This window comes from Micromonospora sp. NPDC023737 (genome assembly GCF_040639715.1).
Lineage (GTDB): Bacteria > Actinomycetota > Actinomycetes > Mycobacteriales > Micromonosporaceae > Micromonospora.
In genome coordinates this window covers 67,750-89,456 of record NZ_JBFAAL010000011.1, presented here as the reverse complement: position 1 = coordinate 89,456, position 21,707 = coordinate 67,750, and the positions used below count along the sequence as shown (strand labels likewise).

Here is a 21,707-nt window from a genome sequence, read left to right as displayed (position 1 = left end):
GCTCACAACCGGCTGTCCGGGGTCACCGCCACCGAGGGCGCCCCGCTGGGCTGTGACGGGGCCGGCGGTGTGGCGGGAGTCGTCGGCTCCGCCTCCTTCCAGGCGCTGACGCCGATCCGGCCGGTGTTGCCCAGATCGATCGGCCCGTCCGGGTCGACGGCCTGCCTGGCCAGGCCGGGGCCCGGGGCGACCTCCAGACCTTCGGCGTCGGTCGCGACCACGGTCGAGTCGGTGACCAGGTTGCGCCAGAGCACGGCGGCGCCGGCCCGCTCGCCGGGACGCAGGGTCAGCGGTCGGGGCGGGTCGTCGAAGCCCGAGGTGATGCCCTTCGCCCCCTCGATCACCTGGACCGGGATCGGCGTGCCCTCGCCGTCGAGCAGCCGCAGCGACGGGTAGCCGTGCAGCGGGTAGTCCGCGGTGCCGCAGTTGATCAGCTCCAGGCCGAGGGCGCGCAGGCCCATGGCGGCGTCCGAGCCGGTCGACCGGATGAGCACGCCCGACTCCGGGCATGCGCCGGTCGGATCGTTGCCGGGTGCGGTGGGCCCCGCCCCGGGCCTGCCGCCTGTCACTGGCCCGTCCCCGCCCATACCGGCGTGGTCGGCGGTGCAGGCGCCGAGCAGCAGGGCGGCGGCGAGCGGCAGGCCGGTGAGCAGGAGTTGGCGGCGGGCCGGTCGAGGTGTCATCGCCGAATCCTCCCACCGAGTCCGCCTCGCCTTCGTCTTGGGCGATAGCGGGGCGGCAGGCCGATGGCTCGCGCGGACGGCGTGGTGGCCTGCCTGGACCTGGGCGTCCCCGTCCGGATGACCGGGGGTCGGCCACTGTCGAGCTGCCCCGGAAATGGGGCGCGGGTCAAGCTCGCGCGAGCGCCTGTGGCGCTTCTGCTCCGGCGTGTCCCAGATGTGGGGCAGCTCGACAGGGCGGTGACCACACCCTGTCCGCCCTCCGTTCACACCGTGGGAACCCCGCTCGGACCGTCCCCGGCGGGCGCTTAGACTCGGTTGCACAACTGAATACCTCATCCAGAGGGGCTTAGGGATACGGCCCGATGACGCCCCGGCAACCACCCCACGCGCTCACCGTCGAGCGCCCGAGGGGCAGGTGCCAATTCCGTCCCCGCCGCAGAGTGCGACGCGGGGGAAGATGAGAGGAATCTCGACATGACGTCGACGATCGCCCCGTCCGGCATCGACACCACCGCCAGCCCCGCCCGCGCCCTCGTCTGCCGTGCCTGTCAGGCCCGCTACCCGCTCGCCGCGCAGCACGCCTGCTACGAGTGTTTCGGCCCGCTCGAGGTCGACTACGACGCCGCCGCGCTGGCCACCGTGACCCGCGAGCAGATCGAGGCCGGCCCGCGCAACCTGTGGCGGTACGCGGCGCTGCTTCCCGCCGGTCAGGACCCGGCCACCCGGGTCACCCTCGACCCCGGCCTCACCCCGCTGGTCGCCGCCCCGAACCTCGCCGCCGAGCTGGGCATCACGGCCCCGCTCTGGGTCAAGGACGACAGCGCCAACCCGACCCACTCGTTCAAGGACCGGGTCGTCTCGGTGGCGCTGACCGCCGCCCGGGCGCTCGGGTTCACCCGGTTCGCCTGTGCGTCGACCGGCAACCTCGCGAACTCGGTCGCCGCCCACGCCGCCCGGGCCGGCGTGCCGTCGGTGGTGTTCATCCCGAGTGACCTGGAGCAGGGCAAGGTCGTCACCACCGCCGTCTACGGGGGTGAACTCGTCGCCATCGATGGCTCGTACGACGACGTGAACCGGCTCTGCGGCGAACTGGTGGAGACCGACGAGTTCGAGGACACCGCGTTCGTCAACGTCAACGTCCGTCCGTACTACGCCGAGGGGTCGAAGACGCTCGGTTACGAGGTGGCGGAGCAGCTCGGCTGGCGGATCCCGGCCCAGGTGGTGATCCCGATGGCCTCCGGCGAACTGCTCACGAAGATCGACAAGGCGTTCACCGAGCTGATCGAGATCGGACTGGTGGAGGCGCCGGCCGGCGGTTGGAAGGTTTTCGGCGCGCAGTCGGCCGGCTGCAATCCGATCGCCACCGCGCTGCACGGCGGCAGTGACGAGATCGTCCCGGTCAAGCCGACCGGCATCGCCAAGTCGCTGAACATCGGCGACCCGGCGGCCGGCCTCTACGCCCTGGAGGCGGTCCGTCGTACCGGTGGCTGGATGGAGTACGCCGACGACGACGAGATCCGCGCCGCCATCCGCCTGCTGGCCCGCACCACCGGCGTCTTCGCCGAGACCGCCGGTGGCGTCACCGTGGCGGTGCTGCGCAAGCTCGTCGAGTCCGGCAAGCTCGACCCGGCCGCCGAGACGGTCGTGTTCAACACGGGTGAGGGGTTGAAGACGATCGACGCGGTCGCCGGGCAGGTGGGCCCCACCCACCACATCCGTCCGTCGCTGCGTGCCGCCCGCGACGCCGGTCTCCTCGGCTGACCGGCCGTGGATCATCCGCAGATCGCCCGATCGGGGGATCAGGCCGATCCGCCGGGTAACCGGCTTTTCGCTCTGGGTGCGAGAAACCCGCCCCTAAGGACTTGACGGCAGGAACCGGACGGCGCAAGATGCTCCGTGCGGGAGGGCGTATCGCCGAAGACTTTCAGTTCTTTCGACCCAACGCCGGAGGCGTTGCGCGATCGTCCCTCCCGACCAACGTCCGAACGGGCCAGCGATTAAATCGCTGGCCCGTTCGTCATGCGGCGGGCACGCTCGCGGGCATGAGCATCACGATCGCGTCGTTCGACGCCACCGATACCGCCGCGATCGAGGCGGCGTACCACGTCGGGGCCGCGGCCAACGACGCGGACGTGCCCGGCTACCCCCCGTTCTGCCGTCGCCGTTTCGACGCGAAGCTGCGTCATCCTTTCCCGGGCATCGTCACGCTCTGGGCGTTGGCTCGGCTGGACGGCGTACCCGCCGGTTTCCTGGCGCTTGACCTGCCGCAGCTCGACAACACCGACAACGCGACTGTCGAGCTCGCCGTCGATCCGGCGTACCGGCGGCACGGCGTCGGCCGGGCGTTGCACGAGCACTGTCTGCGGCTGCTGCGGGAACAGGGCCGCAAGCGGGTCATCGGGATGGCCGTCTCGGCGCTGCCGGACGGGCCGGCGCGATCCGGGGCGGGCGGCGCGTTCGCCGCCGCGATGGGTGCCCGGCCGGCCCTCGCCGAGGTCCGCCGCCGGCTCGACCCCACCAGAGTCGACCAGGTCGCGCTGGACGCGCTGCTGGCCGACGCCCGCGCCCACACGGAGGGCTACCGCACCGTCCGGTGGCACGGTCTCGTGCCCGACGAGTACGTCGCCGACATCGCCTACCTCGACGGCCGGTTGAGCACCGACGCGCCGATGGGTGACCTGGAGTGGGAGGCGGAGAAGGTCGACGCCGAGCGGATCCGGGACACCGAGCGGGCGCTGACCGCGCGGGGGCGGCGGCAGTACCACGTCGCGGCCCAGCACGTGGCGTCCGGACGGCTGGTCGCGTGGACCCTGCTCGATGTCGGCCCGTCGGCCGACTGGCACGCGTTCCAGCAGATCACCCTCGTCGACCCGGAGCACCGCGGGCACCGGCTGGGCCTGCTCGTCAAGGTCGAGAACCTGCGTCACCTGCTCACGCACGAGCCGTCCGTACGCGCGATCGACACCTTCAACGCGGCGAGCAACAGCCACATGATCGCGATCAACGAGCAGCTCGGCTTCCGCCCGGTGGACGGCTGGACGGACTGGCAGTTGACGATTTGAGTTGTGACACAGGTCTACTGATCGCGACCCCTTCTGTTGCATCATGACGGCATGACGGACACCCCGCACCCCCTCTACGACCGGCACGTCGACACCCTCACCCGTGCGTTGACCGCGATCACTGAGCGCGGATACTGGTCCGCCTACCCCGAATCGCCCAGCCCCCGTGTGTACGGCGAGACCGCCGCCTCCGACGGCAAGGCCGCCTTCGAGGCGTACCTGAACGGCGACTTCCCGCTCGACCAGCCGGGCGCCGGCGACCGGGTCGCCACCGAGACGAGCCCGTTCGGCGTGGAGCTGGGTGTGCGCTACCCGCACGCCGGGGTCGACGAGTTGGTTGCCGCCGCGAGCGCCGCGCTGCCCGCCTGGCGGGACGCCGGCCCGCAGACCCGGATCGGCGTCTGCCTGGAGATTCTCGACCGGCTGCACAAGAACGTCTTCGAGCTGGCCAACGCGGTGCAGTTCACCAGCGGCCAGGCCTTCGTGATGGCCTTCCAGGCCGGCGGGACGCACGCGCTGGACCGCGCGCTGGAGTCGCTCGCCTACGCGTATGCCGAGATGACCCGGCACCCGGGGCAGGCCGGTTGGGAGAAGGCAGCGGGCAAGGGTGACCCGCTGCGGATGACCAAGACGTTCCACGTGGTGCCGCGCGGTGTGGCCTTGGTCGTCGGCTGCAACACCTTCCCGACGTGGAACTCGTACCCGGGGCTCTTCGCCTCGCTGGCCACCGGCAACCCGGTGATCGTCAAGCCGCACCCCCGTGCGGTCCTGCCCCTGGCCATCACGGTCAAGTACGCCCGGGAGGTCCTGGCCGAGGCCGGGTTCGACCCGAACCTGCTGCAGCTCGCCACCGAGGCGCCGGGCGAGAAGCTCGCCTCCTCGCTGGCCCTGCACCCGGCCGTGAAGATCGTCGACTTCACCGGCTCCACGGAGTACGGCGACTGGCTGGAGGCCAACGCCCGGCAGGCGTCCGTCTACACCGAGAAGGCCGGCCTCAACACGGTGGTCATCGACTCCACCGACGACTTCGCCGGCATGTGCCGCAACCTGGGCTTCACGCTCACGCTCTACAGCGGCCAGATGTGCACCACCTCGCAGAACATCCTGATCCCGGCGGACGGCATCGAGACCGACCAGGGGCACAAGAGCTTCGACGAGGTGGCCGGCGGGATCGCCGCGGCGGTCGCGAAGCTCACCGCCGACGCGGCCCGCGGGGTCGAGCTCACCGGGGCGATCGTCAACGACGGCGTGCTGGAGCGGCTCGACGAGGTCACCAAGGTCGGTGAGCCGGTGTTGGAGTCGCGCACGGTCGAGCACCCGTCCTTCCCCGGCGCGGTGGTCCGTACGCCGACGGTGGTCAAGGTTGCCGCGAACGACACCGCGACCTACGGCCGGGAGTGGTTCGGACCGATCTCGTTCGTCATCCCCACCGAGTCGACCGCGCACAGCCTGGAGATCGTGCGCAGCACGGTGGGCGAGAAGGGCGCGCTGACGGCTGGCGTCTACTCGACCGACGAGGCGGTGCTCGACGCGGCCGAGGCGGTGGCGATCGAGGTCGGGGTGCACCTGTCCTGCAACCTGACCGGCGGGGTGTTCGTGAACCAGTCGGCGGCCTTCTCCGACTTCCACGGCAGCGGTGCGAACGCGGCCGCCAACGCCGCGCTCACCGACGGGGCGTACGTCGCCAACCGCTTCCGCATCGTCCAGTCCCGCCGTCACGTCTGAACCGCGGGAGGAGCCCCCGGTGGATCGCTGCGGTCCGCCGGGGGCAACCGACGCCGACGCCGACGTCGACGGCGGGGCTCGGGCGCGGTCCGGCGCTCAGGCGGCGCGGCGCATCTGGAGTTCGGTCATCGCCGGGATGGTCGGATGTGGTACGCGGACGCCGGTGTCCGCGAAGCCGAGCCGCTGGTACGCCCGGTAGGCGCGGTCGTTGCCGACCACGACCTCCATCATCAACTCGGGTCGTCCGCACGCCCGCGACCAGGCCGCCACCGCCTCGACGAGGTCGGCGAGCAACCCGCTGCCCCGCCAGCGCGGGGTGACGTAGACGGCGTAGACGACGGTGAGCCCGGGCTCGGACGGGGTCACCGTGCCGCCGGCGTGCCCGACCAGCCGGCCACCGGGGTCGGCGACGAACTGCGCGGTCCGCGACCCGGTGGAGGTGGCGGCGATCCGGAAGGCGTACTCGGCGTGTGGCCGTGCCGCCGCGTCGGCGACGGTCTCCAGGAAGGCCAGCGGCGCGTCGGCGAGCATCTCCAGCCGTAGCGCTCGCATCCGGGCCGCGTCTCCGGGCCGGAGCCGGCGGACCTCCGGCCGGCTGCGTCCGACGTCGTCCGGAGCGCTCGTCACACCCGCATACCTACCACAGCGACAGCCAACGATGACTCCCGGCATTCATCGGCGGATTATGCCCCGTTTTGTGGTCGTGCGCCGCCGTCACGCCTCGTGTAGCGTGCGATTTCGGTCACCGTTTTCCCGTCCGTCGCCGATAGCGGAAACGGTGGTTTCCGAGCGCCCGGCCGTGCCCGGGCGCTTGGTTGGGGAACGCCGGGCAGAGTGAGGAAGTGCACCGTGGCACAGGGCACCGTGAAGTGGTTCAACGCCGAGAAGGGCTACGGCTTCATCGCCGTCGACGGCGGTCAGGACGTGTTCGTCCACTTCTCCGCGATCGAGATGGACGGCTACAAGGCGCTGGACGACGGCCAACGGGTGGAGTTCGAGATCGCCCAGGGGCAGAAGGGTCCGCAGGCGGAGCGGGTGCGCGTCATCGGCTGAGCAGCCCGTCCCGCACGGGTTCCGGGCGTCACCCGGACCGGGTTCGCGCCGCATCACCCGGTCCGGGCCTCGGTCCGCGGGCGAGCGAGCTCGGTCGGTGCAGCTCGGAGGGTGTGACGCGGCCGGCTGCCCGAGCGTGAATGATCGACTCGTCGTCATCGCTGTCGGGCTGTCGCGGATCGGGTGACCCCCGACATCAAGGAACCCGAGTCGATCAAGCGTCCATCGGGCGGTTGATTCCGGGCCGGGCATCCGCCCGGCGGGGCTGCGCACGGGGCACACCAGCAAGGAAGATCATGAGCCGTTCCAGCTGTTGCTAGGAGGGTTCATGTCCGACCTGCCGCCCCCGGCCACCCCACCCCCGGGTCCGTCCGGCCCGCAACCCGGCCAGTCCGGTCCGCAACCCGGCCAGTCCGGTCCGCAGCCGGGTTACCCGGGCGGGCAGCCTGCTTTCCCGGGTATGCCGACGGGTTACCCGGGTGTGCCGCCGGGGGATCCGGCCGGTGCGGGCGGCCCGGGCGCCCAGCCCGAATGGGATCCGAACCAGCCGACCCCCTGGGGCCCTCCTGGCGGCTACCCGCCTGTTCCCCCGGCCGGTGGCTATCCGCCCGCCGCGGTCCCCTACCCCGGTCAGACCTGGTACGGGGGACCCGTCAGCGGTTGGTACCCGCCCGGCGTCGATCCGAACGACCCGCTGGTGACGCCGCCCGGGGTCGGCCTCGGCGGCTGGTGGGAACGCTGCCTCGGCGCCGTGCGACGCGGTTGGCGCGTACTGCTTCCGCTCCTGCTGCTGACCCAGGTCCTGCCGGCGGTGGTGCTGTCGGTGATCAGTGTCGGGGTGGATCCGAGTGCGCGGTGGGAGGCCTCGGTCGCTCAGGATCCCTCGATGCTGCCGGACACCTTCGTGGGCGACGTGACCACCCTGCTCCTGGTGACCGTCGCCGGAAGCGTGCTGGTCGGGCTGGTGCAGTGCCTCGGTTGGGCGGCCGGTACGTGGGTGATCGCCCGCCAGGCGGCCGGTGCGCCGGTCGACCTGGGTGCCGCCCTGCGCTACGGCGCGCGCCGGATGCTCGGGCTCTGGGGTTGGACGCTGCTGGCCGGTCTGATCATCACTGTTGGTCTCTGTTTCTGCGTCCTGCCCGGGATCTACCTTGCCGCCGCGTTGAGCCTCTTCGGTCCGGTCTACCTCTTCGAGCGGGAGAATCCGCTGGGTCGCGCGTGGGGGATGTTCCACAAGCGGCTGGGGATGGTGCTCGGGCGGGTGCTGCTGGTGGCGGGGTTGGCGATCGTCGTCAGCGTCGTGGCTGGTGGCGTGCAGGCGGCGGCGAGTGCGCCGTTCGGTCTCGATCCGTTCGGTTCCGCCGGTACGGCGATCGGTGTGATCTTGGTGCTGGCGGTCACCGGGGTGCTGACCCTTCCCGCGCAGTTCCTGCAACTGGTGGGGCTGGTGGTGACGTACGCCGAGCAGCGCGCCCAGGAAGGTCCGGTGAACAGCGCGAGGCTGGCTGCGGAACTTGGCTGAGGGGCTGGTGCTGCTTGCACTCGCCATGGGAGAGTGCTAAACAAGTTATTGGCACTCGCACACTGTGAGTGCCAAAGGTCGGGGCGGTGGGGCTGCGGTCACACCGGCGGGACAAGCCGCTGGTGGGGCACGTGGCCGGTCGTCGCGGGCTATCCGGCCCGGCCGAGGAGACGTCGTCGTCGCATGATGGCGACGTTCCAAGGTGCGTACACCAGGCGGCCCATCCGGGACACACACTCGGGTGGCCCGTGAGTGTCCAGGAGGACAACGCCGTATGGCCAAGATGATCGCGTTCGACGAAGAGGCGCGCCGCGGCCTCGAGCGGGGCATGAACCAGCTCGCCGACGCCGTTAAGGTGACCCTCGGCCCCAAGGGCCGCAACGTCGTGCTCGAGAAGAAGTGGGGTGCCCCCACCATCACCAACGATGGTGTGAGCATCGCCAAGGAGATCGAGCTCGAGGACCCGTACGAGAAGATCGGCGCCGAGCTGGTCAAGGAGGTCGCGAAGAAGACCGACGACGTTGCCGGTGACGGCACGACGACGGCGACCGTCCTGGCCCAGGCCCTGGTCCGTGAGGGCCTGCGCAACGTGGCCGCCGGTGCCAACCCGATGGCCCTGAAGCGGGGCATCGAGGCCGCCGTGGCCAGCGTCTCGGAGGAGCTGCTGAAGCTCGCCAAGGACGTGGAGACCAAGGAGCAGATCGCCTCCACCGCCTCCATCTCGGCTGCTGACACCAGCGTCGGCGAGATCATCGCCGAGTCGATGGACAAGGTCGGCAAGGAAGGCGTCATCACCGTCGAGGAGAGCAACACCTTCGGCCTGGAGCTTGAGCTCACCGAGGGTATGCGCTTCGACAAGGGCTACATCTCCGCGTACTTCATGACCGACCCGGAGCGTATGGAGGCCGTCTTCGACGACCCGTACATCCTGATCGCGAACAGCAAGATCTCGTCGGTGAAGGACCTGCTCCCGATCCTCGAGAAGGTCATGCAGGGTGGCAAGCCGCTGCTGATCATCGCCGAGGACCTGGAGGGCGAGGCCCTCGCCACCCTGGTGGTCAACAAGGTCCGCGGCACCTTCAAGTCGGTCGCCGTCAAGGCGCCGGGCTTCGGTGACCGCCGCAAGGCCATGCTGACCGACATCGCCATCCTCACCGGTGGCCAGGTCATCAGCGAGGAGGTCGGCCTCAAGCTCGACGCCGCCGGCCTCGACATGCTGGGCCGCGCCCGCAAGGTCGTGGTGACCAAGGACGAGACCACCATCGTCGACGGCGCCGGTGACGCCGAGCAGATCCAGGGCCGGGTCAACCAGATCCGGGCCGAGATCGAGAAGAGCGACTCCGACTACGACCGCGAGAAGCTGCAGGAGCGCCTGGCCAAGCTGGCCGGCGGTGTTGCGGTGATCAAGGTCGGCGCGGCCACCGAGGTCGAGCTGAAGGAGCGCAAGCACCGCATCGAGGACGCCGTCCGCAACGCGAAGGCCGCCGTCGAGGAGGGCGTCGTCCCGGGTGGTGGCGTCGCGCTGGTGCAGGCCGGCAAGACCGCCTTCGACAAGCTGGACCTGACCGGCGACGAGGCGACCGGCGCGCAGATCGTCAAGATCGCGCTGGACGCCCCGCTGCGGCAGATCGCCGTCAACGCCGGCCTCGAGGGTGGCGTGGTCGTCGAGCGCGTCCGCAACCTGGAGCCGGGCCACGGCCTCAACGCCGCCACCGGCGAGTACGTGGACCTGCTGGCCGCGGGCATCATCGACCCGGCCAAGGTGACCCGTTCGGCGCTGCAGAACGCGTCGTCGATCGCGGCGCTCTTCCTCACCACCGAGGCCGTCGTGGCGGACAAGCCGGAGAAGACCCCGGCCGCCCCGGCTGGTCCGGGTGGCGGAGAGATGGACTTCTAAGTCCTGAAGTTCCGGTCGGAAATGGGGCGGGTCGCGTCAGCGGCCCGCCCCGTTCGTCGTCAATGGGCCCTTCCCAACCTCGCCCGCCGTCCGTCGGGACCACGAGTCGCGCGCCGGACCAAGAGTGCGGACGCGGTGGCGCTCACCGCGGTTCAGGTTGAAGAGGGCTCGCTGGCCGGGTGTCCTCAGGTCGGCAGCGGTCGTTGGTTGCGCCGCTTGAGCGTCCCGTCGTACGGGGCGCGCACCTTGATCGGCGCGTCCACCATCTCCAGCGGCTCCTCGATCACCGGTTCTCCGGTGTCGGTCATCTCCGCGAGCTGCTCGGCGTCGCCGTAGTCCAGCCGGTCGATCGGGAGATGGCCGGGGAGATCGCCGACCGGCGTCCAGGTGACGGGCGCGATGTCGTCGCTCTCTTCGTCCGTGGTCATGGCTGCCTCCTCTACCGAAACGGTAGGGGGCGATGCCGGCCGGTGAGGGCGAATGGCATTATCTGGGTCTATATCCCATTCGCCCTTTTATCAATTGTCGATCTGCTTCCGGTACAGGAAGAAGACGCGCTCGATCCGGGCGCCCGCGCTGCGCGAATAGAACGGTACGGGCCCGACCCAGCCGATCTGCGCCGAATCGTGCCCCGCCGCCCGCTGGTCGCGCAGGCACCGCCGCAGCAGCACCCCACCGATCCCCGAGCCCTCGGCCGCCGGAGTGGTGCCCATCGGGCCGAACCAACTCGGCCGGGACGAGCCGTAAGCCGCGAAGGCGATCACCTCACCATCCCGTTCGGCCAGGTGGCAGCCGGCACCGGAGCGGCCCACCGAGCCGGTCAGCTCGGCGTCCCAGGTCCCACCGAAGGTGGTGCGGGCGAGCTCGGTCAACGCCGGCAGGTCCGCCGGCTCCGCCTCGCGTACCGTCACGCCCTGACCGGCGAGGCGGCGCTCCGCGGCATCCGTGGACCGCAGTGCCGGCGAGTCGTCGTACGACAGGTCGGCCGTCATGTTCCACGCGGTCCGGTCCTGCCGGTAGCCGAGCGCGAGCGCGGCGCAGACCGCCGGGGTGTACCGGACGTCGATGCCCGGCCAGGCGTAGTACGGCGGGTTGCCGACGAGCAGCACTTCCGCCGCGCCCAGCCCGGCGAGGCGCCGTTCCGCGGCACCCAGCAGCGCCCGCGCGGCGCCCCGGCGGCGGTGCTCCGGCGCCACCGCGACCAGGTCGACGTGCCCGAGCCGCTGGTCGGCCGCCGACATCGAGCCGATCAGCACCCCGACCAGCTCCGTCCCGCGGTACGCCCCCAGGGCGAACACGGGCCGGTCGGCCGCCGCCCGGGCCCAGAGCGCGTCCACGACGACGGCCGCCTCGGCCGCGTCCTCCGGCAGGTCCAGCGCCCCTTCGCAGAGCCGTACGACAGTCGGTGCCAGGTCGGGGGTCAGCTCGACGACGGTGATCTCTGCGTCCATGGTCGCCGACCCTAGATCACCGGGTACGGGTCAGCGCAAGAGCGCCGGCCCTTCGCCTCAGGAGCCGCTCAGCGGGCCGCACGCACGGCGGCGTACGCGTCGACCAGCCCGGCGCCGGTGATGTTGGCGTCCCCGCCGCACGCGTCCGACGGGTTGCGGGACCGGTAGGTCGGCTGGGCCGGTGTGGCGGTGTCCCGCAGCAGCTGCCGGGTCCGGGCCACGTCACCGATCAGCGCCGGGTTCGCCGACCACATCAACGCCACCACGCCGGCCACCTGCGGGGTCGCCATCGAGGTGCCGTCGAGGGTGGCGTACCCGCCGCCGGGCATCGCCGAGCGCACCCCGACGCCCGGCGCCACCACGTCGGGCTTCGCGGCGCCGCCGGGTGCCGGCCCCCGCGAGGAGAACTCCGCGACCCGGTCCCGGTCGTCCACCGCCCCCACCGTCAGCACGTCCGGGTACGGCGCGGGCGGGTCGTCGACCGAGCCGCACCAGGGGCCGGTGTTGCCGGCCGCGGCGACCACGAAGATGCCGGCGGCGTCGAGTGCGGCGGTCGCCGGCCGGAGAACGCCCAGGTCGCAGCCCTCGATCCCGGGGCAGCCCCACGAGTTGGTGAGGATGTCCGGTGCCCGTTCGGGACGCCCGGCGGTGAACGGGTCACCACCGGCCGGGAACGGGGCGAGCATGAACTGGAGACAGTCCAGGTAGTGGGCGGGGCTGCCCAGGTTGCGGGCCAGATTCACGCACCCCACCCACTGGGCGCCCGGCGCCACCCCGATGCCGCCGCGGCCGACGGCGCTGCCGAGCGTGTGCGTGCCGTGCCCACCGGAGTCGGTGGGGGAGCGGGTGCCGTCCCACGGGTCGAACCAGGAGTCGTCGCCACCCCGGAAGCCCTCGGCCAGGGCCGGGTGACGACCGTCCACCCCGGAGTCCGAACTGCCGACGACCACGCCGGCGCCGGTCACCCCGAGCTGCGTCCAGACCCGGTCGGCGCCGATCCGCCGGATGTTCCACTCCGGGCCGCTGGGGGTGGGATCGGTTCCCCGGGTGGTGCCGGCCGGCGCGGGCAACGGGCGCAGCCGCTGGCTCACCAGCACTCGGCCCACCTCGGGGCGGCCGGACAGCCACGCCCGCACCACCGGGCCGCCGTCGACCTCGATCGCGTTCACCAGGTAGTACGACTTCGGGCGCAGGTGCAGGCGGGTCAACTCCCGGCGCAGGTCCGCCTGGGACCGGTCGGCCGTGTCGACCAGCCGCCGGTACACCTCGCGAGCCCGGGCGTCGCGGCCGGCCCGGCCCGGTGCGGCGGCGGGAAGGTTGCTCAGGTCGGCCTGCTGGCGCAGCACCACGAGCAGGCGTTCGCCGTACAGCCCGGGCTGCCCCGGGCCGAGGTCCACCGCGACGAGCGCCACCAGCAGCGCCGTGACGGTGATCGCGGCCGTCCGCCGGCTCGGGGTACGCCCGCCGCGGCGGGCGAGCAGCACCCCGTACCCGGCGGCGAGGAGCAGCGCCACGGCGAGCCCGGCACCGGCGGTGACCGCCACCCAGTACGGCACGTCCCGGGTGCCGACCAGCAGCAGGGTGATCTCCTCCGGGTCGGTGAAGGCCAGCGGCCCGAACGCGGCGAGCCCGACGAGCCACCGGGTCGGAGCGGCGGACACCACGCCGGCCGGTCCCAGACGACGGGCGGCGGCATGCAACGCGGCCAACGCGAAACCGGTCGGGGGGAGGGTGAGCAGCGCCGGCAGTTGGGTGCCCGACTGGCCGGCGCCGGCGGCGAGCAGCAGCAGTGCCACGCCGGCGACCAAGCCGCCGACCAGCACCAGGCGGGCCGGCCGGGGCGGCTCGCCGACCGCGAACCGGGACCAGAAACCGGCGTCGAGGAGCGCCCCGGCCACCGCGCCGAGCGCGGCGGCCGCCAGCGCGGCGAGCACCGTCTCCAGCAGCCCGCCGAGCGCACCCAGCCAGGCCCAGGGCAGCAGCACCGCGAGTCCGCCGGCGATCGCGAGCATCGTGACCGGCGCGGGCCGCAGCCCACCGAGGGCCCTGCGGCGCGGCGCGGCACCGCCCGGGACGGCCCCACCCGCTGGTACGACCTCCGGCCGGCGGTCAGCGAGGCGGCCCAGGACCAGCGCGGCCAGAGCGGCTGTCACGGCGAGCCCGGCGAGGTACGCCTCGTGATGCACCGGCGGGACGGCCCGCAGCAGCGTGAGCGAGCCGAGCACGACGACGCCGGCCAGCCAGACCCGGCCGATGGCGCGGACCACGCCCGAGCGGGGCAGCAGGGCGAGCAGCAGCGCGGGCGTACCGACCAGCAGCACGGTCAGCAGGCCCGCCACCGGCCAGAGCCAGCCGACACGGTCCCGCCCGAAGCCGAGCAGCACCTGGTCGACCAGCCAGCCGCCGATCTGGGTCGGCCCGGTCACCGCGACGGTCCAGCAGCCGGCCAGGACGGCCCCGACAACTGGCCAGGGCGAGGAGCTGTTCGACGCGCGGGCGTCGGCCCACGGCGGGGGATGGGGCATTGAGAAACAGTACGACGGGCCGCCGCCCGCGGACCGGTACGGCTGCGGGTGACCCCCGGGTGCGCACCGGTCGGGCCGGCGGGGCGCGCCCTGCGACGTGCCGCCGGATGTGCCCGGCGGTTACGGTGGACGGGTGCGCGACCCCAACGTCTCCCGATCCCTCGCCGGCCGGCTGTCACCCGACCGTCGTAGCAGTGACCTGCGCAAACTTCGGGCGGAGCGGTTCGATGTGTTGGTGATCGGCGGTGGCGTGACCGGGGCGGGCGCTGCCCTGGACGCGGCCTCCCGAGGGCTGAAGGTGGCCCTGGTCGAGGCGCGCGATCTCGCCGCCGGCACCTCCAGCCGCTCCAGCAAGCTGATCCACGGCGGGCTGCGCTACCTGGAGCAGTTGGAGTTCCACCTGGTCCACGAGGCGCTCACCGAGCGTGGGCTGCTGGCCACCCGGCTGGCGCCGCACCTGGTCCGGCCGGTGCCGTTCCTGGTGCCGCTCCCCGCCGGTCGAGGCGTGCGCGACCTGCCGGGACGGGTCTTCCGCCGCTCCTACTACGGCACCGGGGTGGCGACGTACGACGCGTTCGCCGGGATCTTCGGCACCGGCCGCGGCATGCCGCTGCACCGGCACCTGACCCGGGAGGGGGCCCGCCGGATCTTCCCGAGTCTGCGCGCCGACGTGCTCGCCGGGGCGATCCGCTACTACGACGGCCAGGTCGACGACGCCCGGCTGGTGGTGACCCTGGCCCGCACCGCGGCCAGCCTCGGTGCCACCGTGGTGAGCAGCGCCCGGGCCGTCGGCCTGATCCGGCAGGCGCGGGAGGTCACCGGGGTCCGCGTACGCGACATGGAGGCACCGGCCGGCTCGCCGGATGCCGAGTTCGAGGTGCGGGCCCGTACGGTCATCGCCGCCACCGGTGTGTGGAGCGACGACATGGCGCGGATGTTGAACGACGTCGGGCTGCGGCCCGGGCTGCGCGTACGGGCCTCCAAGGGTGTGCACCTGGTGGTGCCCCGCTCGGCGATCACGGGCGAGGCCGGCCTGATCCTGCGTACGGCCAGAAGCGTCCTCTTCGTCATCCCGTGGGGCGGTCACTGGATCATCGGCACCACCGACACGGACTGGCAGCTGGACCGCTCCCATCCGGCCGCGACCGCGAGCGACATCGACTACCTGCTCGATCAGGTCAACACGGTGCTGGACCGGCCGCTCACCACGGCGGACATCGAGGGCGTGTACGCGGGGCTGCGCCCGCTGCTGGCGGGTGAGGCGGACTCCACCTCGAAGCTCTCCCGTGAGCACGCGGTCGTGGAGCCGATGCTCGGGCTGCTGCTGGTGGCCGGCGGCAAGTACACGACGTACCGCGTGATGGCCTCGGACGTGGTGAACCGGGCCGCGCGGCGCCTCGGTGGGGTGCGCGCGTCGCGCACCGCCGACCTGCCGTTGCTCGGCGCGGACGGGTACACCGCGATGTGGCGGGACCGGGCCGACCTGGCGCGGCGACACGGCGTGCCGGTCGGGGTGGTGGAGCACCTGCTGGAGCGGTACGGCACCCTCACCCTGGACGTCCTCGCGCTGATCGACGCCGAGCCGCTGCTCGGCATCCCGCTGGCCGGAGCACCGGAGTACCTGGCCGCCGAGGTCACGTACGCGGCCCGGGCCGAGGGGGCGCTGCACCTGGAGGACGTGCTCACCCGGCGTACCCGGATCTCGATCGAGACCAGTCACCGCGGCGTCGAGTCGGCGGAGCACGCCGCTGAACTGATGGGCGCGGTGCTCGGCTGGGACGCGGCGCGCCGGACCCACGAGGTGGAGCACTACCGGGCCCGGGTCGAGGCGGAGCGGGAGTCGCAGCTGATGCCGGACGACGTCGCGGCCGACGCGGTCCGACTCGGCGCGCCGGACGTGCGCGGGTACGCCGCCGACCGGGGCGGCGACGGCGACCCGGCGGAGCTGCCCTCCAGCTGACCGCCGCCGGTGACCCGTAAGCTACCGAGCTGTAGGGCTACCAGGCACAACCGGCGTTGCCGTAGCCTGCGGCGAGTGTCACGCCGTTCCCGTTCCCGTCTGCTCGGCCCTCTCCTCAGCGCGCTGCTGGTCGCCACGTTGACCGGCTGCACCCTGGTCCACGCGTCCACCGAGGAGCCGGTGCCCGCGCCGAACGATCCGGCCAGCGTGCTACCGCAGCCGGGCGCCCCGACGACCGTGGGGGACGGCCAGGTGAGCCTCTTCCAGAAGCTCGGCGAGTACGGCCCGCTGCGCACCCTCCAGGTCGAGCGGGACGGCGTCTGGAAGTGCCTCGACTGCGCCGGGGACGGGGTGAACTCCACCGGCAGCCTCGCCCCGGAGCAGGTGAACCGGTTGCAGCAGCTCCTCACCGACCCGGCGCTCGCCGCGGAGACCGACCAGGCACGGCACTACCGGTCCACCTGCATCGACGCGCTGACCTCCAGCCTGCTCACCGCCGTCGGGTCGATCACCACCGAGGACTGCCCCGGGGTGGAGGATCCGCGGATCGCGGGCGAGATCCTCCTGCTGCTCACCCAGGCCACGCCGGCCGAGCTGAAGGGCTGAACGGGGCCGCCGCGCCGCCGACCCCGCCCGCGCCGGAGGCTCAGAGCACCTTGCCGGGGTTCAGCAGCCCGGTCGGGTCCAGCGCCGCCTTGATCGCCTGGTGCACGCGTACGCCCACCGGCCCGATCTCGCGTGCCAGCCACTCCCGCTTGAGCAGGCCCACGCCGTGTTCGCCGGTGCAGGTGCCGCCGAGTTCCAGCCCGAGCCGCATGATCTCGTCGAAGGCGCGCCGGCCGCGCGCCAGGCTGGCCGGGTCGGCACGGTCCACCACGATGTTCGGGTGCATGTTGCCGTCTCCGGCGTGCCCCACGACGCCGATCGGCACGTCGCACTCCGTCGCGATCCGGGACAGCCCGTCGAGCAGCGCGGCGAGCGAGCCGCGGGGCACCGCCACGTCGTCGATGACCAGGCCGCCGTTGCCCCCCGGGTACGCGTCCGCGGCGAACTTCTCCATCGCGGGGTGAGCGAGCCGGCGGGCCTGGAGCAGGGCGGCCGCCTCGACCGCGTCGGTGGCCGCGTAGACCTCATCGGCACCGGCCGCCTCGCACACCTCCGCCAGTGCGGCGAGGTCGTCCGCGGCCCGGGCGCCGGTGTCGGCGGCGGCCAGCAGCAGCGCCTGGGCGTCGGTACGCAGGCCCATCGGCCGGTACGCCTCGATGGCCCGCAGGTGGGTCTGGTCCAGCAGTTCCAGCAGGCTCGGGCTGAGCCCGCGGGCGGCGATCTCCGCCACCGCCGTGCCCGCGGTCGCCGTGGTGGGGAAGACCGCGACCAGGGTGAGCGACTCCGCCGGGGCCGGGCGCAGCGCGACCGTCACCTCGGTGACCACGCCGAGGGTGCCCTCCGAGCCGACGAAGAGCCTGGTGAGGTCGTATCCGGCGACGCCCTTCGCCGTCCGGCGGCCGGTACGCAGCACCTCGCCGGAGGCGAGCACCACCTCCAGGCCGAGCACGTACTCGGTGGTCACGCCGTACTTCACGCAGCACATGCCGCCGGCGTTGGTGGCGACGTTGCCGCCGATGGTGGAGGACTCCCAGGAGCCCGGGTCCGGCGGGTACCAGAGCCCCTGCTTCGCCACCGCGGCGGCCAGCGTCGCGTTCACCACGCCCGGCTGCACCACCGCGATCCGGCTCACCGGGTCGATCTCCCGGATCTCGTTCATGGCGACGGTGCTGAGCACCACCGCGCCGTCCACCGCGTTCGCGGCGCCCGCGAGGCCGGTACGGGCTCCCTGCGGCACCACCGGTACGCCGTGCCGGGCCGCGGCCCGGACAACGGCCACCACCTCCTCGGTGCTGCGCGGGCGGGTGACGACCAACGGAGTGCCGGCGGCGCAGAGGTCGGCTTCGTCGCGTTCGTGCGTCCGGAGCAGGTCCGGATCGGTCAGCACGGCGCTCTCGCCGAGGGCGGCACGCAGTTCGTCGATGAGGGGGGAACCGGCCATGCAGGAGAGGCTAGGTGCCCGTACGCCGTTCATCAACATGATCCACTGCGGTGGCCGTCCAGGATCGTTCACCGGGTCGCGTCGGACCGTCGCCCGGCCCTCGCCGAGACACCGCCGGTGTCCCCGGACACCGCGCTAGGTTTACGGCCATGCTCTACCTGGATCGGCCCGCCTGGCCGTCCCGCGGCCGGCTCTGGTCCCATCTGATCAGCGACGTCTCCTACGCGGAACTGCACGCGTTCGCCGAGGCGCTCGGTGCGCCCCGGCGCGGCTTCGACCGGGACCACTACGACATCCCTGCCGACCGGTTCCCGATGGCCGTCTGGCTCGGTGCGCGGGTGGTGCCCAGCCGCGAGCTGGTCCGGCTGCTCCGCGGTGCCGGGCTGCGCCGGCCGAAGCACCTGGTGCGGACGGCGCAGGCCGGTGGTTCCGCTACGCCGGGGCGGCCAGGGTCGCCAGCTCGCGGCGCAGGTTCGTCCGTGCCGGCTGCTCCCATCGGTGGGCCAGCGGAGGTGACCGGAACAGCGCGGGCAGGCCGAGCAGCCCGTTGAGCACCCGTGCCCTGCCGATCCGGAAGTCCGGTTCGGGCACGTGTGCGTATTCGCGCCGCACCGCCGCCGCGTACCGTCCGTACGCCGCAGGCGGCGCGGCCAGCACCGCGAGGTCGGCGTCGCAGAGCAGGGCGCCGTCGGTGTCCCCGGCGTCGACCAGGTGCCCGGCCGTGAGCAGCACCAGCCGGCGGACCTCCGCCACCGTGTCGGGCGGCAGCCCGAGGCCGGTGAGCAGTCGGACGGCCAGCTCGGCGCTGTCCTGTTCGTTCGCGTCGCCGCCGGCGCGGGGGTCGTAGACCGCGTCGTGGCACCACGCGGCCAGCCGGACCAGATCCGGTCGTACGGCCAGCTCGGCGTGCCGATCGACCACGTCGAGCACGGCGCGCAGATGGTCGACGGTGTGGTAGTGCCGGTGCGGCTCCCGCCACCGGTGGATCAGCTCTTCCCCGGCGTCGGTCAGCCCGGCCGGGCCGGTCGCCCCGGCGCCCCGGGCCGCCGCCCGCCACCGTTCGAGTAGGTCGGCCACGCGACGAGTCTGCCCCAGCCGGGGAACGGTGCGGAAGCGAGGATTCACCCGGCACACCTCGGGTAGTAGCGGACATGGCGACCCGCGAGCGTGGACGGATCAGGCGAGTGCGCCCTCGGGAGCTGGTCGCCGACGTCGACAGTGCGCGTATCGCCGACGCGATGGAGCAGGTCCGCCACATCAGCAAGGCGACCCTGCACGATCGGCTGCACCGGGTCCGGATGGCCGCCGGGCTGGCCGTGCAGGCCGGGCTGGCGGCCCTGTTGGCGTACCTGGTGTCGCACCGCCTGCTCGGCAACCCGCAGCCGGTCTTCGCTCCCATCTCGGCGGTCGGCACCCTGGCGGCCTCCGTCGGCCAGCGGTTCCGGCGCACGGTGGAGCTGATCGTCGGGGTGGCGATCGGGGTGGCGATCGGCGACGGCCTGATCTACGTCCTCGGCACCGGGGCCTGGCAACTCGGCCTCGTGGTCACCGCGGCCATCCTGCTGACGATCTTCGCGGGCGCGAGCGTGGCGATCGTGATCCAGGCGGCGGCCACCGCCGTACTGATCGTGACGCTGAGCCCCTCCACGATGAACCTGGAGATACCTCGGTTCGTCGACGCCTTCCTCGGCGGCGGGGTCGCATTGCTGGTGACCGCGATCCTGCTGCCGCTCAACCCGCTCCGGGTGCTCAACCGGGCCGCCCGGCCGGCGCTCGATCTGCTCGCCACGCAGCTCGACGCCACCGCCGAGGGACTGCGCAACCGGGATCGCGCCCGGGTCCAGCGGGCGCTGGACCGGCTCCGTGACAACAAGTCGGAGCTGGCCACCTTCGTCGAGGCGATCGATGGTGCGAAGGAGACCGCGACCCTGTCACCGGCCCGGTGGCACCGCCGCAACGAGTTGACCCACTACGCGGAGGCGGCCGACCCGATCGACCGGGCGATGCGCAACAGCGGCACACTCATCCGCCGCGCGGTGACCCTGATCGAGGACGAGGAGCCGGTCCCCGAGCCGATGCCGGACGCGATCGACCACCTCGCGGAGGCGGTGCGCCTGCTCAGACACGAGTTCGCCGTCGGCGACGAGCCGCAGGAGGCCCGGGAGCGGTCGCTGCGCGCGGTCAGCGAGGCCGGCCGGGCGTACGACGAGGGGGTGGGTTTCTCCGGCAGCGTGGTCGTGGCCCAGGTCCGGACGGCGGCGAGTGACCTGCTGGTCGCCTCCGGCATCGAGCAGGAGGAGGCGAACCGGCTGATCCGGCAGTCCTTCGGCGATCACAACGTGCCCCCGGGCGGCCGTCCCGAACCGGACGGCGGACGGCCGAAACCCCCCGTAGCGCCTCCGATCGGCTGACCCGCCGCCCGGCCGGCCGGGCACGCGGTGCGTGCCAGCCGGCCGGGCGGACCGCCGTTGGGCCGGGGACCGACCGGCGGTCCGCCGCCGGGCGCTCAGGCGAACGTGGCGAGGGCCGCGAGCAGCCGGTCGACGTGCTCCTCCGTGCTGCCCAGTCCGATGCTGGCCCGCAGCGCCGTCGGCGGCAGGTCCCGCCGTCCGGCGCGCGTGGCCGCCTCGATGAGCAGTCGCTGGGCGAGCGGGTGGGCGCAGAACAACCCGTCGCGTACCCCGATGGCGTGCTCCCGGGCCAGTTCGGCGGCCACGTCGGCGGAGTCCCGTCCCGCCACCACGAAGGAGACGATGCCCACCCGGGGCGCGTCGGGACCGAAGGTGCGCAGCTCCACGACGTGCGGCAGCGCCGCGATGCCGTCGCGCAGCCGGTCGAGCAGGCGCTGCTCCCGGTCGTGCAGCGCCGCACGGTCCGCGTCCGCGAGCGCGTCGCAGACGGCGGCCAGCGCGACCGCCCCCAACAGATTCGGGGTTCCCCCCTCGTGCCGCGCCGGCCCGACCGCCCAGGTGACCTCGTGGGTGGCCGCCCCGACCCGGGCCGTGGCGCCACCGCCGGCCAGGTACGGCTGCGCGGCGTCGAGCCAGTCCGCCCGGCCGATCAGCGCTCCGGCCCCGAACGGGGCGTAGAGCTTGTGGCCGGAGACGGCGAGATAGTCGACGTCCAGCGCCAGCAGATCGACCGGCGCGTGTGGGGCGAGCTGCGCGGCGTCCAGGGCGATCCGGGCTCCGTGGCGCCGGGCCACCCGGGCCAGCTCGGCCACCGGCCAGCGTTCGCCGGTCACGTTGCTCGCCCCGGTGACCGCCACCAGTACCGGCAGCCCGGGCTGCGCCGCCCGGCGTAGCTCGGCGAGCGCCGCGTCCAGGGCGCGTACCGCCCCGCCCGGGTCCGCGGGCACGGGCAGCCGGACCGAGCCACGCGGCCAGGGCAGCAGGTTCGCGTGGTGCTCGCCGCCGAAGGTGACCACGGTGGTGCCCGCGGGCAACGCCCGGGCCAGCAGGTTCAGCGCGTCCGTGGTGTTGCGGGTGAAGATCACGTGGTCTTCGGCCCGAGCGCCGAAGAAGTCACCCACCGTCTGCCGGGCCTGCTCGTAGGCGAGCGTGCAGCGGCGGGAGAGAGCCCCGGCGCCGCGGTGCACGCTCGCGTACCACGGCAGCAGCGCAGCCACCGCGTCGGCCGCGACCCGCGCGCACGGCGCGGTGGCCGCGTAGTCGAGATTGATCTCACCCGGTACGCCGAGCACGCCGAGCGGCTCGGCGTCGGCCGGAGCGGCCGGCAGGGTGGCGATCGGGGATACGAGGGCGACGGACACGCGGGAACCT

The 21,707-nt window shown here is 73.0% G+C and carries 18 protein-coding genes and 1 riboswitch; of the genes, 10 read left to right on the top strand and 8 right to left on the bottom strand.

Annotated features, from left to right (window positions below; genetic code table 11):
* Positions 1-2: 2 nt before the first annotated feature.
* Positions 3-683, bottom strand: coding sequence for a DUF4232 domain-containing protein (locus AB0F98_RS22250; protein ID WP_357738187.1), 681 nt, complete (start codon positions 681-683; stop codon positions 3-5).
* Between the two features lie 329 nt (positions 684-1,012).
* Positions 1,013-1,147: riboswitch (SAM riboswitch) on the top strand.
* Between the two features lie 10 nt (positions 1,148-1,157).
* Between AB0F98_RS22250 and thrC the strand changes: the two genes are divergently transcribed.
* The 3 genes from thrC to paaN all read left to right on the top strand — a co-directional run bounded on the left by thrC (position 1,158) and on the right by paaN (position 5,470).
* Positions 1,158-2,444, top strand: coding sequence for a threonine synthase (thrC, locus tag AB0F98_RS22245; protein ID WP_357738185.1), 1,287 nt, complete (start codon positions 1,158-1,160; stop codon positions 2,442-2,444).
* A gap of 281 nt (positions 2,445-2,725) precedes the next feature.
* Entirely contained in the window at positions 2,726-3,745 is a 1,020-nt protein-coding gene (locus AB0F98_RS22240; RefSeq protein ID WP_357738183.1) for a GNAT family N-acetyltransferase, read from the top strand.
* Between the two features lie 51 nt (positions 3,746-3,796).
* Positions 3,797-5,470, top strand: coding sequence for a phenylacetic acid degradation protein PaaN (paaN, locus tag AB0F98_RS22235; protein ID WP_357738181.1), 1,674 nt, complete (start codon positions 3,797-3,799; stop codon positions 5,468-5,470).
* Positions 5,471-5,566: 96 nt separating this feature from the next.
* Here paaN and AB0F98_RS22230 read toward each other — a convergent pair whose 3' ends face one another.
* The gene (locus AB0F98_RS22230) at positions 5,567-6,022 is read right to left on the bottom strand and encodes a GNAT family N-acetyltransferase (RefSeq protein ID WP_357738421.1); all 456 of its coding nucleotides are present in this window, start codon (positions 6,020-6,022) and stop codon (positions 5,567-5,569) included.
* Between the two features lie 297 nt (positions 6,023-6,319).
* On the opposite strand from AB0F98_RS22230, the gene AB0F98_RS22225 reads away from it, so the two are divergent.
* The 3 genes from AB0F98_RS22225 (at position 6,320) to groL (ending at position 9,942) form a co-directional block, all read left to right on the top strand.
* Complete coding sequence (locus AB0F98_RS22225; protein ID WP_091594539.1) at positions 6,320-6,523, top strand: cold-shock protein; 204 nt, start codon at positions 6,320-6,322, stop codon at positions 6,521-6,523.
* A 328-nt stretch (positions 6,524-6,851) separates the two neighbouring features.
* Positions 6,852-8,045 (top strand): hypothetical protein, encoded by a 1,194-nt coding sequence (locus AB0F98_RS22220; RefSeq protein ID WP_357738179.1) that lies wholly within the window; start codon positions 6,852-6,854, stop codon positions 8,043-8,045.
* 274 nt (positions 8,046-8,319) lie between these two features.
* Positions 8,320-9,942 (top strand): chaperonin GroEL, encoded by a 1,623-nt coding sequence (gene groL / locus AB0F98_RS22215; RefSeq protein WP_076466948.1) that lies wholly within the window; start codon positions 8,320-8,322, stop codon positions 9,940-9,942.
* A 185-nt stretch (positions 9,943-10,127) separates the two neighbouring features.
* On the opposite strand, the gene AB0F98_RS22210 is transcribed toward groL, so the two are convergent.
* The 3 genes from AB0F98_RS22210 to AB0F98_RS22200 all read right to left on the bottom strand — a co-directional run bounded on the left by AB0F98_RS22210 (position 10,128) and on the right by AB0F98_RS22200 (position 13,918).
* Positions 10,128-10,370, bottom strand: a complete 243-nt coding sequence (locus AB0F98_RS22210; RefSeq protein ID WP_357738176.1) for a hypothetical protein — start codon at positions 10,368-10,370, stop codon at positions 10,128-10,130.
* Positions 10,371-10,460: 90 nt separating this feature from the next.
* Positions 10,461-11,393 carry a GNAT family N-acetyltransferase gene (locus tag AB0F98_RS22205; protein ID WP_357738174.1) on the bottom strand — a complete coding sequence of 311 codons (933 nt, stop codon included), beginning with the start codon at positions 11,391-11,393 and terminating at the stop codon, positions 10,461-10,463.
* A 68-nt stretch (positions 11,394-11,461) separates the two neighbouring features.
* Entirely contained in the window at positions 11,462-13,918 is a 2,457-nt protein-coding gene (locus AB0F98_RS22200) for a S8 family serine peptidase (protein ID WP_357738172.1), read from the bottom strand.
* Positions 13,919-14,051: 133 nt separating this feature from the next.
* Between AB0F98_RS22200 and AB0F98_RS22195 the strand changes: the two genes are divergently transcribed.
* Complete coding sequence (locus tag AB0F98_RS22195) at positions 14,052-15,878, top strand: glycerol-3-phosphate dehydrogenase/oxidase (protein WP_357738170.1); 1,827 nt, start codon at positions 14,052-14,054, stop codon at positions 15,876-15,878.
* Between the two features lie 75 nt (positions 15,879-15,953).
* The gene (locus AB0F98_RS22190; protein ID WP_357738168.1) at positions 15,954-16,484 is read left to right on the top strand and encodes a hypothetical protein; all 531 of its coding nucleotides are present in this window, start codon (positions 15,954-15,956) and stop codon (positions 16,482-16,484) included.
* Between the two features lie 40 nt (positions 16,485-16,524).
* On the opposite strand, the gene AB0F98_RS22185 is transcribed toward AB0F98_RS22190, so the two are convergent.
* Positions 16,525-17,925 (bottom strand): FAD-linked oxidase C-terminal domain-containing protein, encoded by a 1,401-nt coding sequence (locus AB0F98_RS22185; RefSeq protein WP_357738166.1) that lies wholly within the window; start codon positions 17,923-17,925, stop codon positions 16,525-16,527.
* A gap of 149 nt (positions 17,926-18,074) precedes the next feature.
* Between AB0F98_RS22185 and AB0F98_RS22180 the strand changes: the two genes are divergently transcribed.
* Positions 18,075-18,476, top strand: a complete 402-nt coding sequence (locus AB0F98_RS22180; RefSeq protein ID WP_357738164.1) for a DUF4031 domain-containing protein — start codon at positions 18,075-18,077, stop codon at positions 18,474-18,476.
* Here the strand turns inward: AB0F98_RS22180 and AB0F98_RS22175 are convergent.
* Positions 18,358-19,002: a metal-dependent phosphohydrolase gene (locus AB0F98_RS22175; protein WP_357738162.1), complete on the bottom strand. Its 645-nt coding sequence runs from the start codon at positions 19,000-19,002 to the stop codon at positions 18,358-18,360. The two genes, AB0F98_RS22180 and AB0F98_RS22175, sit on opposite strands and share 119 nt — an antisense overlap.
* A gap of 74 nt (positions 19,003-19,076) precedes the next feature.
* Here AB0F98_RS22175 and AB0F98_RS22170 point away from each other — a divergent pair, with 74 nt between their 5' ends.
* A complete protein-coding gene (locus tag AB0F98_RS22170) occupies positions 19,077-20,336 on the top strand; it encodes an FUSC family protein (RefSeq protein ID WP_357738160.1) in 1,260 nt (419 codons plus the stop codon).
* A 95-nt stretch (positions 20,337-20,431) separates the two neighbouring features.
* Here AB0F98_RS22170 and AB0F98_RS22165 read toward each other — a convergent pair whose 3' ends face one another.
* Positions 20,432-21,697: an aminotransferase class V-fold PLP-dependent enzyme gene (locus AB0F98_RS22165; protein WP_357738158.1), complete on the bottom strand. Its 1,266-nt coding sequence runs from the start codon at positions 21,695-21,697 to the stop codon at positions 20,432-20,434.
* Positions 21,698-21,707: the final 10 nt, after the last annotated feature.

Bases quoted from the DNA above. Each gene is read 5' to 3' on its own strand.
- AB0F98_RS22250 (WP_357738187.1), bottom strand. From the start codon at position 683: ATGACACCTCGACCGGCCCGCCGCCAACTCCTGCTCACCGGCCTGCCG.
- thrC (WP_357738185.1), top strand. From the start codon at position 1,158: ATGACGTCGACGATCGCCCCGTCCGGCATCGACACCACCGCCAGCCCC.
- AB0F98_RS22240 (WP_357738183.1), top strand. From the start codon at position 2,726: ATGAGCATCACGATCGCGTCGTTCGACGCCACCGATACCGCCGCGATC.
- paaN (WP_357738181.1), top strand. From the start codon at position 3,797: ATGACGGACACCCCGCACCCCCTCTACGACCGGCACGTCGACACCCTC.
- AB0F98_RS22230 (WP_357738421.1), bottom strand. From the start codon at position 6,022: ATGCGAGCGCTACGGCTGGAGATGCTCGCCGACGCGCCGCTGGCCTTC.
- AB0F98_RS22220 (WP_357738179.1), top strand. From the start codon at position 6,852: ATGTCCGACCTGCCGCCCCCGGCCACCCCACCCCCGGGTCCGTCCGGC.
- groL (WP_076466948.1), top strand. From the start codon at position 8,320: ATGGCCAAGATGATCGCGTTCGACGAAGAGGCGCGCCGCGGCCTCGAG.
- AB0F98_RS22210 (WP_357738176.1), bottom strand. From the start codon at position 10,370: ATGACCACGGACGAAGAGAGCGACGACATCGCGCCCGTCACCTGGACG.
- AB0F98_RS22205 (WP_357738174.1), bottom strand. From the start codon at position 11,393: ATGGACGCAGAGATCACCGTCGTCGAGCTGACCCCCGACCTGGCACCG.
- AB0F98_RS22200 (WP_357738172.1), bottom strand. From the start codon at position 13,918: ATGCCCCATCCCCCGCCGTGGGCCGACGCCCGCGCGTCGAACAGCTCC.
- AB0F98_RS22185 (WP_357738166.1), bottom strand. From the start codon at position 17,925: ATGGCCGGTTCCCCCCTCATCGACGAACTGCGTGCCGCCCTCGGCGAG.
- AB0F98_RS22180 (WP_357738164.1), top strand. From the start codon at position 18,075: ATGCTCTACCTGGATCGGCCCGCCTGGCCGTCCCGCGGCCGGCTCTGG.
- AB0F98_RS22170 (WP_357738160.1), top strand. From the start codon at position 19,077: ATGGCGACCCGCGAGCGTGGACGGATCAGGCGAGTGCGCCCTCGGGAG.